The 15,403-nt window shown below is 40.7% G+C and carries 10 protein-coding genes and 2 rRNA genes; 10 read left to right on the forward strand and 2 right to left on the reverse strand.

Annotation, left to right across the window (positions count from 1 at the left end; translation table 11 throughout):
* Positions 1-278: 278 nt before the first annotated feature.
* The 6 genes from ACWGXJ_RS07935 (at position 279) to ACWGXJ_RS07960 (ending at position 9,236) form a co-directional block, all read left to right on the forward strand.
* Positions 279-3,204 (forward strand): 23S ribosomal RNA (locus tag ACWGXJ_RS07935).
* Between the two features lie 79 nt (positions 3,205-3,283).
* Positions 3,284-3,400, forward strand: a 5S ribosomal RNA gene (rrf, locus tag ACWGXJ_RS07940).
* 2,287 nt (positions 3,401-5,687) lie between these two features.
* On the forward strand, positions 5,688-6,005 hold the full coding sequence (gene trxA, locus ACWGXJ_RS07945) for a thioredoxin (protein ID WP_452566520.1): 318 nt from the start codon (positions 5,688-5,690) through the stop codon (positions 6,003-6,005).
* Positions 6,006-6,249: 244 nt separating this feature from the next.
* Positions 6,250-6,915 (forward strand): ArsR/SmtB family transcription factor, encoded by a 666-nt coding sequence (locus ACWGXJ_RS07950; protein WP_254326039.1) that lies wholly within the window; start codon positions 6,250-6,252, stop codon positions 6,913-6,915.
* Positions 6,916-7,502: 587 nt separating this feature from the next.
* Positions 7,503-7,832 carry a thioredoxin family protein gene (locus ACWGXJ_RS07955; protein ID WP_452566521.1) on the forward strand — a complete coding sequence of 110 codons (330 nt, stop codon included), beginning with the start codon at positions 7,503-7,505 and terminating at the stop codon, positions 7,830-7,832.
* Between the two features lie 441 nt (positions 7,833-8,273).
* Positions 8,274-9,236: a zinc-binding dehydrogenase gene (locus tag ACWGXJ_RS07960; RefSeq protein ID WP_348621977.1), complete on the forward strand. Its 963-nt coding sequence runs from the start codon at positions 8,274-8,276 to the stop codon at positions 9,234-9,236.
* A 128-nt stretch (positions 9,237-9,364) separates the two neighbouring features.
* Here the strand turns inward: ACWGXJ_RS07960 and ACWGXJ_RS07965 are convergent, their stop codons facing one another.
* Positions 9,365-10,333 (reverse strand): LacI family DNA-binding transcriptional regulator, encoded by a 969-nt coding sequence (locus ACWGXJ_RS07965; RefSeq protein WP_452566522.1) that lies wholly within the window; start codon positions 10,331-10,333, stop codon positions 9,365-9,367.
* 149 nt (positions 10,334-10,482) lie between these two features.
* Positions 10,483-11,151: an ArsR/SmtB family transcription factor gene (locus ACWGXJ_RS07970; protein WP_023988726.1), complete on the reverse strand. Its 669-nt coding sequence runs from the start codon at positions 11,149-11,151 to the stop codon at positions 10,483-10,485.
* 563 nt (positions 11,152-11,714) lie between these two features.
* Here ACWGXJ_RS07970 and trxB point away from each other — a divergent pair.
* From trxB to ACWGXJ_RS07990, 4 genes are all read left to right on the forward strand, one after another.
* Positions 11,715-12,644 carry a thioredoxin-disulfide reductase gene (gene trxB, locus ACWGXJ_RS07975; protein WP_250261923.1) on the forward strand — a complete coding sequence of 310 codons (930 nt, stop codon included), beginning with the start codon at positions 11,715-11,717 and terminating at the stop codon, positions 12,642-12,644.
* A gap of 97 nt (positions 12,645-12,741) precedes the next feature.
* On the forward strand, positions 12,742-13,230 hold the full coding sequence (locus ACWGXJ_RS07980; RefSeq protein WP_250267903.1) for an OsmC family protein: 489 nt from the start codon (positions 12,742-12,744) through the stop codon (positions 13,228-13,230).
* Positions 13,231-13,255: 25 nt separating this feature from the next.
* Entirely contained in the window at positions 13,256-13,597 is a 342-nt protein-coding gene (locus ACWGXJ_RS07985; protein ID WP_250261921.1) for a thioredoxin family protein, read from the forward strand.
* A gap of 565 nt (positions 13,598-14,162) precedes the next feature.
* Positions 14,163-15,224: an NADH:flavin oxidoreductase gene (locus tag ACWGXJ_RS07990; protein ID WP_452566523.1), complete on the forward strand. Its 1,062-nt coding sequence runs from the start codon at positions 14,163-14,165 to the stop codon at positions 15,222-15,224.
* Positions 15,225-15,403: the final 179 nt, after the last annotated feature.

Below are 15,403 nucleotides of genomic sequence, written 5' to 3' on the forward strand. Positions count from 1 at the left end.
ACTCACTCGTTGCTCAGTTTTGAGAGCTCAAACTCTCAACATACTGCATGAATATCATCTACTCGGTTGAGTTAGACCGATATTCACACAGGCTACAGTTTCGATGAAACTGTATTGCACCTTGAAAACTGGATACCGAAACGAAATTGCGTTTTAGAATATTCCTTTAAGCTGATCTTGTGTAAACAAGTGAACTAAAGGTAGCTGCCTTGAATTTCATTCACACATTCGTGTTGAACCGAAATTCAAAGCAAATCGTATTTACGATGTAAATACTAGGTTAAGCTACAAAGAGCACACGGAGGATGCCTAGGCGCCAGGAGCCGACGAAGGACGTGGCGAACAACGATAAAGCCTCGGGGAGCTGTAAGCAAGCTTTGATCCGGGGATGTCCGAATGGGGAAACCCGGCTGTCTTCATCGACAGTCACTTTCTGCTGAATACATAGGCAGAATAGAGGCAGACCAGGGGAACTGAAACATCTAAGTACCCTGAGGAAGAGAAAACAATAGTGATTCCGTCAGTAGCGGCGAGCGAACGCGGATTAGCCCAAACCAAGGAGCTTGCTCCTTGGGGTTGTGGGACGTCTCACATGGAGTTACAAAGGAACCGGTTAGATGAAGAGGTCTGGAAAGGCCCGCCAGAGAAGGTAAAAGCCCTGTAGTTCAAAACTTGTTCTCTCCGAGACGGATCCCGAGTAGTGCGGGGCACGTGAAACCCCGTATGAATCCGGCAGGGCCATCTGCCAAGGCTAAATACTCCCTGGCGACCGATAGTGAAGCAGTACCGTGAGGGAAAGGTGAAAAGCACCCCGGAAGGGGAGTGAAATAGATCCTGAAACCGTGTGCTTACAAGAAGTCAGAGCCCGATCTATGGGTGATGGCGTGCCTTTTGTAGAATGAACCGGCGAGTTACGTTCCCGTGCAAGGTTAAGGTGAAGAGCTGAAGCCGCAGCGAAAGCGAGTCTGAATAGGGCGAATGAGTACGTGGACGTAGACCCGAAACCGGGTGATCTACCCCTGTCCAGGGTGAAGGTGCGGTAACACGCACTGGAGGCCCGAACCCACGCATGTTGAAAAATGCGGGGATGAGGTGGGGGTAGCGGAGAAATTCCAATCGAACCCGGAGATAGCTGGTTCTCCCCGAAATAGCTTTAGGGCTAGCCTCGGAAAGAAGAATCGTGGAGGTAGAGCACTGATTGGGTGCGGGGCCCGCAAGGGTTACCAAGCTCAGTCAAACTCCGAATGCCATCGATTTAGTTCCGGGAGTCAGACAGTGAGTGCTAAGATCCATTGTCGAAAGGGAAACAGCCCAGACCATCAGCTAAGGTCCCCAAGTGTGTGTTAAGTGGGAAAGGATGTGGAGTTGCACAGACAACCAGGATGTTGGCTTAGAAGCAGCCACCATTGAAAGAGTGCGTAATAGCTCACTGGTCGAGTGACTCTGCGCCGAAAATGTAACGGGGCTAAACACACCACCGAAGCTATGGCTTGATGCAATGCATCAGGGGTAGGGGAGCGTTGAATGCGGGTTGAAGGTGTACCGTAAGGAGCGCTGGACTGCATTCAAGTGAGAATGCCGGTATGAGTAACGAAAAGATCTGTGAGAATCAGATCCGCCGAAAGCCTAAGGGTTCCTGAGGAAGGTTCGTCCGCTCAGGGTAAGTCGGGACCTAAGGCGAGGCCGATAGGCGTAGTCGAAGGACAACAGGTCGAAATTCCTGTACCACCGTAATCCGTTATGAGCAATGGGGTGACGCAGTAGGGTAGTGACGCGGACTGATGGATGTCCGTCTAAGCAGTGAGGCTGGTGTGTAGGCAAATCCGCACATCGTAAGGCTGGGCTGTGATGGGGAGCGAAAATTGGAGTAGCGAAGGTCATGATCTCAGACTGCCAAGAAAAGCCTCTAGCCAGGAGAAGGTGCCCGTACCGCAAACCGACACAGGTAGGCGAGAAGAGAATTCTAAGGCGCGCGGAAGAACTCTCGTTAAGGAACTCGGCAAAATGACCCCGTAACTTCGGGAGAAGGGGTGCCTCGGTAGGGTGAATAGCCCGAGGGGGCCGCAGTGAAAAGGCCCAAGCGACTGTTTAGCAAAAACACAGGTCTGTGCGAAGCCGCAAGGCGAAGTATACGGGCTGACGCCTGCCCGGTGCTGGAAGGTTAAGGGGAGTGGTAAGCCTTCGGGCGAAGCTATGAACCGAAGCCCCAGTAAACGGCGGCCGTAACTATAACGGTCCTAAGGTAGCGAAATTCCTTGTCAGGTAAATTCTGACCCGCACGAATGGCGTAACGACTTGGGCGCTGTCTCAACGAGAGATCCGGTGAAATTTTAATACCTGTGAAGATGCAGGTTACCCGCGACAAGACGGAAAGACCCCATGGAGCTTTACTGCAGCTTGATATTGAATTTGGGTACGATCTGTACAGGATAGGTGGGAGCCGTAGAATCTTGAGCGCCAGCTTGAGAGGAGGCATCCTTGGGATACCACCCTGATCGTATCTAGGTTCTAACTTGGTACCGTGATCCGGTGCGAGGACAGTGTCAGGTGGGCAGTTTGACTGGGGCGGTCGCCTCCTAAAGAGTAACGGAGGCGCCCCAAGGTTCCCTCAGAATGGTTGGAAATCATTCGAAGAGTGCAAAGGCAGAAGGGAGCTTGACTGCGAGACCTACAAGTCGAGCAGGGACGAAAGTCGGGCTTAGTGATCCGGTGGTACCGCATGGAAGGGCCATCGCTCAACGGATAAAAGCTACCCTGGGGATAACAGGCTTATCTCCCCCAAGAGTCCACATCGACGGGGAGGTTTGGCACCTCGATGTCGGCTCATCGCATCCTGGGGCTGAAGTAGGTCCCAAGGGTTGGGCTGTTCGCCCATTAAAGCGGTACGCGAGCTGGGTTCAGAACGTCGTGAGACAGTTCGGTCCCTATCTGTCGTGGGCGTAGGAAATTTGAGAGGAGCTGTCCTTAGTACGAGAGGACCGGGATGGACGTACCGCTGGTGTACCAGTTGTTCCGCCAGGAGCACCGCTGGGTAGCTATGTACGGAAGGGATAAGCGCTGAAAGCATCTAAGCGTGAAGCCCCCCTCAAGATGAGATTTCCCAATTAGTAAGACCCCTTGAAGACGACGAGGTAGATAGGTTGGGGGTGGAAGTGCAGTAATGCATGGAGCTGACCAATACTAATCGGTCGAGGGCTTATCCTAAAAAATAAAACGCAAATAAGTTTCGGATCCAGTTTTCAGGGTGTAACCTTGAATGTAGAATTTACGGTGTAAATTCATGTTTGGTGGCGATAGCGGAGGGGTTCCACACGTACCCATCCCGAACACGACCGTTAAGCCCTCCAGCGCCGATGGTACTTGGACCGCAGGGTCCTGGGAGAGTAGGACGTTGCCAAGCGCAATAAAAGAGCACAGCCTTACTGGCAGTGCTCTTTTTGTCTTTTTCGGAACCGAGTCGATATTAGAAAATGAAATTTAAGTTTAGTACTTTCTAAATATACAGTTATCTTAGCACCACTACTTCTGTATAGCATCCCAATGTCAATTAACTTCTAAGAGCCAACTGTTTATGTTTCGTTAGGAGAAATCGTTGGAGCAGGTGGTTCGAATTGGGGACTCTGGATTCTGATCAGAAGTGATAAAAAGATCGTTAGAGCGTTCCTCTTTGGAATTTTCATTTATTTGCAATAAAATCATAGATTACACTTCCAAGAAATACAGATATTAACGTTACCACCAACGTTAACGTTAGTATTATGTTTACCGCTATTGGAGTGGCTTACCTGCCAAATAGGATAGCTTCTTGTAACTTGGCCAATCCTAATTCTGTCACTGTAATAATCCTAGTTCTTGAATCAATTGTACTTTGTACGACGTCAACGAAACTGCTTTTTTAAGATGTTCACATTCCGAGTAACCGTAGTTTGATTAAGAAGCATGGCTTCTCCTAATTCACTTATTGTAATGTCTTTTATTATTGAGGATGTTAACTGGCATAGAATATTGTGTGATTTTTAAGCAAGTACAAGACAGTAACTTATTATATACTGAATAACTACCCTTGTCGTTTTTCTAAGATTTGAACAAAAGCATGATTGCAGTAAAAGATATAGACGAGACAAATGGCCACTTAATTAAAGCATTTGATATTTTATAGTCGCAGCTGATAATGACGTTGTTTATTTCATTGTCCCTTTTAGAAAGCATTACTTTGTTTCTTTGTTTTGATAAAATCTCAATTTGTTGTATAGAAACAGTGGGTTTATCCTAGCTCATGTTATAATTTTCTCAAAATTCATGATATAAAAACAGCCTATTTTAGGCTGTTTTTGTCTCAATTGAAGTTATAACTCACAAGACTATTTATATCATCTAAATGAGACAGGCAATATCCCCGAAAACCCAGTGAAATCGGGAATTAAGGCTAAGTAAACACAAAATTATCTGTTAATGATTAATCTAAGTTTCTTAGTTTATGGTGAAAAAGGATAGCCTATTTTTTATAACAAGAAGTGAGACAAACATTATTTGAAGGAAAAATCACCTTTGCTCGGCTAAAATTTTGTTATAACATTTTTAGCTACAGGACAATCAAATATCTAACCTAAATAGTCCCGTTAAAAAGGGGCTTTTTTACTTTATGTATAGCAGGTGAAATGACCGTTTCAAGAAAAAGGTTGCACTCATTCAAATCTCATCATTGCTATTTGGAGAATGCATCTTTGGTACTTAGGCTTTAATTTACCCGAGGTATTTAGATAATTAGCAGACCTGTTTATACATTGTAATTTTTAAGTTGGGACGAAACGATCTCATCAGTTTTTTTATTTTGTTGATTAATTTCTAAGAAATATTAGATTGAAATCATATGTCTATTTCCTTGTCTAAATGGGAATACTGATTCTAAAATAGAACGGAGGAGATTAAGATTAATTATAAAGATATATATAATTTACATATTCAGCTTCTTGATGTATATGAGAGGAATCAAACGTTTCGCCATCCTTATCAAAAGGATATTAATTTTTATAAACGACAGCTTAACTTTTTTTGTGAAAATATCGTACAAAAGATTTTCGTTTTAAACCAACTAATAAAGATTTATGAGAAGAATAGAGAGCCTCAAATTAATTGGTGCTCAGAGACTTATTATTCAAAACAACATGGAGATATTAAAAAAACAAATTGAGAGATGAAAAGACCAGCGAAGTGGTTTCAGTTCATCGTAATTGAAACATAGATCTGCATTAAATAAACAGACAAGCCAAAGCTAAAATATTCGAGAAAAGCAAAACACAGATGAGTTCCAAGTTTGGGATTCGACTCTGTGATTTTTTTCTTATTTCACGAGCAAAATAATGTTTGAATGAGAAGAAGGATTTTATTTAATCTTGGCAGTTATACGGAGTGGATTACTTGAGTTTAAAGGCGCACTCCCTAGTTAATCAAAATCTTAAATAAGTTGAATCTTTAGCCGGTGATCTAATTCAAAAGATCTTCGGCTTTTTTGTTTAAAAGCAAATTAGACGTAGTTCAAACGGGGCAAATAATACAAGAAAAATACTGGTGCCGTATAAATGAACTTAACTTCATAGATATTAAAAAGTTGACTTAATTCGATTTCAAAAGTATAATTCAATTAATCGATTGAATAATTGATAAATTAATTAAGGGGGATTCTATTTATGGGAGCAGTATCTTTAACAAAACAGAATTTTGAATCGAACATTAACAGCGGAGTGACACTAGTTGATTTTTGGGCACCATGGTGTCCACCTTGTCAAGTGCAACTTCCGATCGTAAATGAGCTAGCTGATGATCTGGCTGGACAAGCAACAGTAGCCAAAGTCAACGTTGATGAAGAAATCGAATTGGCTCAACAATTTGGAGTTAGAAGTATTCCTACGCTACTCTTATTTAAAGAGGGTAAATTGGCTGAGACAATGGTGGGGATTGAGCAAAAGCAGGCTCTTAGAGAAAAAATTCTAGGAATGCTTAATTAACAGAGTATTCAACAAATCCATTTTTGTAATAATCATTGAAATACATGTGAAGAGAACGACGGATTTGGATTTTTCTGAACCGTCGTTTTTTTCAATTTATTAAGTGAATTCTTAAAGCTAGAACCAAAATGAACGGGAAGTAAATGTTGGATTGCTATTTTATATTTGGACATACTAGTGAGTGATTCGCATGCAGGAAGGCATACCCGAAAATCTAAGGTATTGCAACAAAGAGGAGGTTCCAATGGAAAGTAGATGTCCTGAATCGGATATTAAAGAACGTTTATATCAGCAATTTGCTCGAATTGGGAAATGTTTATCCAGTGACAAAAGACTTGAGATTATGGATCTCTTATCAAATGGACCAAAATCTGTTGAAAGTTTGGCTACACAAACTGGTATGAGTGTTGCGAATGTATCCCGTCACTTACAAATTTTGCTGGAAGCAAAATTGGTTAGATTTCAAAAAAAAGGTACTTTCGTTATATATAATATTAGTGATTTATCTGTAACTCATTTTTTGTCCTCTTTATGGAATTTGTGTGAGGACAGACTCTCTGACATAAAACAGATTAAAGATGAGTTGAAAAGGCAATATGTAGGTGTTCAAAGTATCACAAAAAAAGAACTATTGGCAAAAATGAAGCAGGATAACATGGTTCTCATAGATCTCCGACCAGTTGAGGAGTATAAAACATCTCATATCCCAGGTGCTATATCTGTACCTTTAGAGCAGTTGGAAGAATACCTAAAAACATTAAATAAAGCTGATGTAGAACTTGCTGCATACTGTCGGGGCCCTTATTGTTCTCTTGCATCTCAAGCTGTTGATTTTATTCAAAAACAGGGCTTCACAGCGTATCGAATAGAAGAAGGAGCCCGAGAGTGGAATGCTTACGATGGAGAATGAGGAATGAAATTTAAATAAAAGATGCAAGTGAAAAATATAGTGCTTTTAACATTTAAAGTTGGATTTAGAGAGTTGATAAAACTGAAATTTAATCATTAAATTCAACTGTTCTATTGATTTTAATGATTCGACTTAATATGACAGAACGGAATAGATATAGGATAATTTACTGGCTAACTCAACATTTTCGCTTCCTTGCGGTGTAAGATGTTATCTTTATAATCAAACAAAATCAGGTGCCTGTTTATATTAAATGGATTGACATTAAGAGATAGTTCCGATTTTGAAAAATAGCATTTCAGGAATCCACAATGTCTTCCTAGGGCGATTGCCGTTTGTTTGGGGAAAAGATTTGTCTCCAAAAGATAGCGTAATTATATTGGCCGATTAATATTTTAAAGGAAAAAAAGCGGCACGTATTTTACCAAAACAGGGATTTCATGATTTGTATTTATTAGTTATTAGTAGATCCAGTTTCTCAATTAATTGAATGGAGTCAGAAAAGTAAATTAGAACAAAGCTGCATTGAATAATATTGGATCTGGAGCCATTCAGTTCCGAATAACATACAGTAAGGCGGGAGATTAATGATAAATGTCCAAGAAATAACTTCAGTGAATGAAATAGATACGTTTATCCCAAATAACCGATTAAGTATGCTATATGTATCTCAAGAGGATTGTAATGTATGTCATGCAATTTATCCCAAACTAAAAGAATTACTCAACAACTATCCAGAAATAAAACTTGCGCATATAGATGCTAGTCAGGTAGAGGCGGTTGCAGGCAAATTATTGATTTTTACAGTTCCCACGATCATCTTATTTTTTGATCAAAAGGAATATCTTCGTGAAGGACGGTTTGTTCAGTTTGAACAATTAGAAGCACGATTAGAACAGTTGTACAATGCGGTATAAATTCTAAGGTAATATCAACATGAAAATAAAACTATTTAATACGATGGAGAAAAGAATGAAGAACCCCGTGATTATTATTGGTGCTGGCTTAAGTGACCTGCGAGCACTGCTATATCCGAAGATCGTATTCCACTTCAAAATTTTCCGCATTACGGACCTATACCTGCATCTGGGGAATGGAAAAATAAATTGCCTTTGCTGGAACAGAAGCAAGTGCAGAATTTGGTGACATCTTGAAGGTGCACTTCAGTCAGCTGAACTAGTAGTCTCAAAAATCATCAATCAGATAACAAAAATACAAAACTTACAAGAAGTTGCAACGAATCTATTCATCCGTAATGAAAATAATCGATTCAAATATTCAATTAATTAATTGAATATTTGATCAGTTTAAACTATACTAATGGAGTACCACTATTTTAAAACTAAGGAGGTTTATTCATGAAGAAAATGAAAGCCATGCAAATTCCAGCTGCAGGAGAAAAAATGCAGTTAGTTGAGGTACCGGTTCCGCAGCCGGCAGAAGGGCAAGTATTGCTCCGCGTTGAAGCTTGCGGCGTATGTAATGGAGATTCAATGGCCATGGGCGGTGCGGCGTCAGCATATCCCCGCATTCCTGGACATGAAGTGATAGGAATCGTTGATGAGCTTGGATCAGGCTCGTCAAAATGGAAAATTGGAGAACGTGTCGGCATTGGATGGCATGGGGGACATAGCCATGTGACCGGATTAACAATGGACGGAGGATATGCTGAATACATGGTTGCTTATGAGGATAGTTTGTCCAGTATTCCAAATGAAATTTCGGCAATGGAAGCTGCTCCACTAATGTGTGCTGGAGAAACGACCTTTAGTGCCATCAAAAATAGTAAAGCTCGCCCTGGTGATCTAGTAGCGATTCAGGGGATTGGTGGACTGGGACATCTTGCCGTGCAGTTTGCAAGCAAAGCCGGATATCGCACCGTGGCTATTTCACGAGGAAATGATAAAGAAGCTCTCGTACGTGAACTTGGAGCCCATCACTACATTGATTCGACCAAAGAAGATCCGGCTGAGGCATTACAAGCATTAGGCGGTGCTAAAGTCATCCTGGCAACTGCACCTAACGCGAAGGCCGTTTCCTCTCTGATCAACGGGTTGGGTCAAGACAGCGAGCTCATCATTGTGGCAACTTCCACTGATCCACTAGAATTGTCAGCGATGGACTTTTTGAAAGGATCTAACACGGTCAAAGGTACGTTAACAGGCGGAGCGGAAGAAATCCAAGCGACGATTAATTTCAGTGTGCTGACGGATATTCGCCCCATGATTGAGTCATATCCATTAGATCGTGCTAGCGAAGCATACGATAAAATGATGTCAGCATCGACTCGATTCCGTGCTGTCCTGAATATTTCTGAGTGATTATATAATTACATGGGTGGGTAGCCTACGACTCACGGGTTAAAAGAACCACTTGTTCAATTTGGACAAGTGGTTTTTTTAATGTACTGTAGGATTTACCATATGCCAGTAATACTAAAGATACTGCGTTATGTCGAACTTCGCTCAACTAACTTGTATGTTAAAGTGTTTAGCCTGTTTTTGGTGTTATTCAACTTATTTTGCAAAATAAGAAATGCATTCTCAGCTTGCTGGTCGATAGGATAGTCAATCGTTGTCAAATCGAGCAAGTGAGCCACCTCTGTATTATCGAAGCCCATAATCCCCAAATCTCCCGGAATGGAAAATCCCAATCGACGCAGGGCTGTCATAAGACCAGCTGCCACTTCATCATTGGCACAAAAAATAGCACCAGGTCGGTCTTCCTGCGATACCCACCATTTAGCAAGCTCCTCCCCATCACGAACTAAAGTTTTATCTTCGAAATGAGGAAATGGATACGCCATGAGATTGTGTTTCTTAACGAATTCTGTATGGGCACGAATGCGTTCCTTTGTATTCAGTCCTTTGGACATCGGATATATGCTAAGTATTTTTCGGTAACCTTTGGAATGAAGATATTCAAGACCTGTCGAATAGGCATGAAATTGATCCATAAAGACAGAAGGAAGATTCTCGTTTTGAAGACGTTGCCATATAACAATGGGGCCATACCGGGCATAGGATTCAATGACATCCCATTCATTGGACCGTATCAAACACACGATAGCATCTAATTGCTTCCGTTTTAGCATTTCCAGGGCAATAAGCTCCTTTTCAGGTTCTCCATTCGTGATAAAAAGAGTGACGATAAATCCGTTTTTCTCAGCATAAAGAGTGAATGCACGAACAAAATTAATAATAATGGGACTAAAGGAGACCGTCATTATTCCAATCTGACGAGTTTTACCTTTTTTTAGAGAGATCGCATTAGCATTGGGGACATAATCAAGCTCCTCGATAATTTCTAAAACTTTTTGTCTGGTTAAATCACTTACGTAGCCGTGTTTATTAATTACTCGTGATACAGTTGCTGTGGATACTCCCGCTAAGCGAGCAATTTCTTGAATATTCGCCACTTCTAACCACCTCTTAAGAGAAATCATATCATGTTTCCTAAGTTTGTCTTAACTAAAAAGGACTTCAGAGCCTAATAATATTGGCCTTGAAGTCTTTTAGTTAAGAATTGGAGAAATTAATTGTTATTCGTCTGTTCTTAGAAGTCAGCTTAATGTAACTGAAAATGTTCTTGCCACTCATTCAAGCCCTCTTCCATGCGAAAAGCCGTAAAGCCTTCAGATTGTAATTTCTGCGTCGCCAGAGCTGAGTAGACACACAGTGGACCTCTACAATATGCGATGATTTCTGTGTTTTTCGGTATCTCTCTTATTAGTGCATCTAATTCTTCCATCGGCACTGAAATTGCTCCCGCAATATGATCCATGTCATACTCTTCTTTAGGACGTAAATCCACCAAAATTATTGAATCATTATTAATCTTCTCCCTAACCTCATCCATCGTAAGCGTTTGAACGTCATCAAGATTGTTTAGGAAATCGTCTTTCATTCTACTAATGTCAGGAAGTTGTTTTTCACTGATTCGCCATAAAGAGGAAAGAAATTCGATGATTTCTGGATCAGCCAAAGAATAGATCACATATACTCCTTTTTTTGTGAATTTAACCAGTTTTGCATCGAGCAGAACTTGAAGGTGGCGAGATACATTCGCAATATTCATGTCTGTGCAGGTAGCTATTTTTTCTACGGTTCTAGAACCATTGGATAGCACATTTAAGATCTCAAGACGCTTATCACTGGATAAACATTTTCCGATTCTAGCCAATTGTTTATAGAGATCTTCCTTAAAGATTTTCGCAGAGTTCAGCATATCTTCCATTATTCTCAACCTCTATTCTTGTCGTATTATAAAACGGGAATCCCCAATTCCAATCATGCATAGGAGAAGCCTTAGAATACACCTTAAACTATAATCCATAACTGAAGAATCATAATGAGGAAATTATATACTCAAAAATTGACTTTACTCATGAAATCGGCTCTTGTTCATTCAATTGAATATTAAAATTTTAACATGAACAACCCGAGTGGAGTCAAGTCAAAAGGATATAACTTGATAAAATTTATAAGAATACCCTATTTAGAAAGTTAAAAAGAAAGCCTTAAATTCTGGTTTACTCCAACATACAACGCATATGAAACATAAACTCTCACAAAAAAAGTTGACACTGCCATTGCGCTCTGTCAGCTTTTTTCATTATGCAAAGATTAGTCAAACATCCGCCCCTAAATATATTTCTACAATGTGTGTCTCATTCGTAGTCATTTTCCATCCTTGTATTGACGAGCAGATTTCCTAATGCTATAATTCAATTAATCAATTGAATATTAAAAATATGGTTATAAACAACTGTAAAAAATATCGAATTTGGAGGGATGAATATGTATAAATCTGTAATTGTCGGAACTGGTCCAGCAGGACTGACCGCAGCGATCTACCTGGCTCGTGCTAATATGAATCCGCTCGTCATTGAAGGACTTGAACCAGGAGGACAGCTTACAACAACAACTGAAATTGAGAATTATCCTGGATTTCCAGAAGGCATCATGGGCCCCAAATTAATGGATAATATGCGTAAACAAGCGGAACGCTTCGGGGCTACATTTCTTAATGGTTGGGTAAAGACGGTAGATTTGGAAAAACGGCCGTTTAAACTGGAAGTGGAGGGCAAAGGTGAAATCATTACTGAGACTCTGATCATTTCAACCGGTGCCAGTGCGAAATATTTAGGAATACCAGGCGAAACAGAAAATGTAGGCCGGGGAGTTAGTACTTGTGCCACTTGTGATGGTTTTTTCTTTCGAAATAAGGAACTCATTGTAGTGGGTGGAGGCGATACTGCATTGGAAGAAGCAAACTTTCTAACACGATTCGCTTCCAAAGTTACTGTGGTGCATCGTCGAGAAGAACTGAGAGCCTCAAAAATTATGCAAGATCGCGCTCGTTCAAACCCAAAAATTGAGTGGGCTTTAAGCAGGACCCCACTTGAAGTTGTTGCGGAAGAGCGTGGAGTGACAGGATTGAAAGTCCGGAACCATATCTCAGGCGAAGAGGAAATCCTACATGCACATGGTGTATTTGTAGCCATCGGCCATCATCCGAATACGGACTTTTTAAATGGTCAAATTGAAACGGATCAGAACGGCTATATCGTTACAGTACCCGGCACATCAATGACAAATATTTCAGGTGTGTTTGCTTGTGGAGATGTACAGGATACTCGCTATCGTCAAGCTATTACTGCAGCAGGGACTGGAGCCATGGCGGCCATGGATAGCGAAAAGTTTATCGATTCTTTGGAAAATAATTAAAACGTCGTAACCGAATAGAACGTTTTGAAGCTTCTCGGAATCTAAGGATTTTAGTGACAAGTACAAGTATTGAAAATATGGAAAGGAGCATTTTAAAATGCCGAATCAAAAAGTGAATATGAATACGGTTTGGTTCAAAGACGCGAAAGGTTTTGGTCGTATGAAAGGCGACAATTTACAAACCCAAATTGCTATCCCTGTTATGAAAGGCGGAAGTGGAGAAGGTGCTAATCCACAACAACTCCTGATGTCCTCTGCCATTGCTTGTTATGCTCTGACACTAGCGTACATGCTCGATCGCAAGAAAGTACCCGTTGTCGGGTTCTTTATGGACACAGAAGGGGACATAGCTAGAGGGGACCAACTGAGCATTACACATCGTCCGCATGTTGTTTTATCCTCGAGTGCATCAAAGGAAGATATCACTGTGGTCGAAGCATTATTCTTACAAGCAGAAGAAAAATGCCACATTGGTCAGCTGCTTGTCAAAGCAGGTGTGCCGGTAGGTACCGAAGGTAAGGTATCGATTGATGCTGGAGATGATCTGACAAGTAACTATATTGAACAACATCAATTGGAATGGTAACTCCATTAAAAAAGGAGATCTTAAAATGAAAAAAATTACCTTTAAATCAGAATTTGATACAGCTATCCGTTCCCCCAAAATTACAGTTGCTGTTTTTAAAGCAGACTGGTGCCCGGACTGCAAATTTATTGATCCATTCATGCCTGAAGTTGAAGAAAAATTTGCGAATGATCTGGATCTCATCGAGGTGGATGTAGATCATGTAGGTACTGTAAGTGAAGAACAAAATATTATGGGTATTCCAAGCTTTGTTGCCTATGTCGACGGTAAAGAGCTTACTCGATATGTCAACAAGCTTCGTAAATCACGCGAAGAGATAGAGGATTTTCTGCAAAGTGCTGTTGAGGTATATAACAAACGTTTATAAGGGATTTTTCGCTATTTCGTATCAATATAGAAACTACTCGAAGAAGCCACGTTTACCTCAAAAAGCAATTTGGCATAAAGAACGGTACGACACCAACTTAGAAGGCCTCATTAAAGAATATGATCAAACGATCTCTAACTACATGGATAAACGTACAAATGGAAAAGAAACAAGAGGTTGGAGTCAAGAAATATCCTCCTTCTATAACCACATTTATTATCTTGAAGTGAGAAGAATGTTGGAGCAGCAAGGATTTGGTTTCAAGTAATTTCATTGATGGAAGAGTGTTTTCCCAAATTACATGAAAATCAATGTCTTAGGTAAAACAAGCCCTAAGCCGAAGATGGAGCCAATTTGGATATCTGCTTTAATGGAGGAAAGCTGCCCTATTTAACAGGCTTCTGTGGTGGTGCAGCCATAACTTGGTTCTCAGTTCATTTTATAAACGTTAGAATGAGAGTCTTTTTATATGCATTGTTAGGGATTAGATAAGTTGATTTAATTGTTGCTAATATACGAACGTCTACGTTATAAAATGACAATAATAAAACTTGGAGGTTTTTTTGTGAATAATTTTCAATCTGTTGATGCTCTTTTTAAACCATTCGAAATGGGAAATCTCAAACTATCTAATCGTATTATAATGGCACCTATGACTCGAAATTTTTCTCCAAATGGAGTGCCAGGGAGGGATGTCGCTGCGTATTATCGTCGTAGAGCTGAAAATGGTGTTGGACTTATTCTAACAGAGGGTACATTTATCAACCATCCTGATGTTGCATCCGAGGTGCCAGCATGGCAGGAGGACGTACCACACTTATACGGAGAAGAGGCGCTAAATGGATGGTCAGAAGTAGTTAATGGTATCCACGAAGTCGGTGGCAAAATTTTCTCGCAAATATGGCACATGGGTGCACGTGGTAACGTCAATGATTACTCTAAACAAGAAATTTCGGAATTAGTTGAAGCCTTCGTGCAGGCAGCAGTCAATGCTAAAAAAGTTGGGTTTGATGGCATCGAGATTATGGCGGCACATGGATTTTTAATTGATCAATTCTTTTGGGAAAAAACAAACTCGCGTAACGATGAATACGGTGGTGATATTGTCAATCGTACGCGCTTTGCTAGTGAGGTTATCGCAGCTTGCCGAGTTGCTGTTGGACCAGAATTTCCAATTGTGTTGCGAATCTCACAGTGGAAATATGATGCGTATACAGCAAAATTAGTAGAAACTCCAGAACAACTAGAACACTTCTTAACACCATTAGTTGATGCAGGCGTTGACATCTTTCATGCTTCTATTCGTCGTTTTTGGGAACCGGCTTTTGAAGGATCTGACTTGAATCTTTCAGGATGGATAAAAAAACTGACAGGGAAACCAACAATTACAGTTGGATCTGTCGGTCTTGACGCTGATTTTTTGGATTTCTTTGATAACGGAGAAAATGCGAATGGAAAAACAACCCAAATAGAGGGGCTAATCGAGAGATTAGAACGTGGAGAATTCGATTTGATCGCAGTCGGGCGCGCATTATTGGCTGACCCTGACTGGGTAAACAAAATCCGCGATGGACGAACAGAAGAATTACTTCCGTTTACGCGTGAGGCACTAAACACATTATATTAAACGGAGTTTGAAAAATAACGAAGAACCTATATCGATTTGAAATGCACCCACTAGAATACATTAGATAAACCCTGGGTTTAACCAATGTATTCTAAGGGTTCATTTTTTTATGGGCTATTTTCATCCCTATTTTAGAAGGCTGAATTTATATAAAAGATTCATAAATATCTGGTTATTCA

It is taken from the genome of Paenibacillus sp. S33 (assembly GCF_053615415.1).

What these genes read in the sequence shown, in the direction of transcription:
- trxA (WP_452566520.1), top strand. Translation starts at nt 5,688, where the DNA reads ATGGGAGCAGTATCTTTAACAAAACAGAATTTTGAATCGAACATTAAC.
- ACWGXJ_RS07950 (WP_254326039.1), top strand. Translation starts at nt 6,250, where the DNA reads ATGGAAAGTAGATGTCCTGAATCGGATATTAAAGAACGTTTATATCAG.
- ACWGXJ_RS07955 (WP_452566521.1), top strand. Translation starts at nt 7,503, where the DNA reads ATGATAAATGTCCAAGAAATAACTTCAGTGAATGAAATAGATACGTTT.
- ACWGXJ_RS07960 (WP_348621977.1), top strand. Translation starts at nt 8,274, where the DNA reads ATGAAGAAAATGAAAGCCATGCAAATTCCAGCTGCAGGAGAAAAAATG.
- ACWGXJ_RS07970 (WP_023988726.1), bottom strand. Translation starts at nt 11,151, where the DNA reads ATGGAAGATATGCTGAACTCTGCGAAAATCTTTAAGGAAGATCTCTAT.
- trxB (WP_250261923.1), top strand. Translation starts at nt 11,715, where the DNA reads ATGTATAAATCTGTAATTGTCGGAACTGGTCCAGCAGGACTGACCGCA.
- ACWGXJ_RS07980 (WP_250267903.1), top strand. Translation starts at nt 12,742, where the DNA reads ATGCCGAATCAAAAAGTGAATATGAATACGGTTTGGTTCAAAGACGCG.
- ACWGXJ_RS07985 (WP_250261921.1), top strand. Translation starts at nt 13,256, where the DNA reads ATGAAAAAAATTACCTTTAAATCAGAATTTGATACAGCTATCCGTTCC.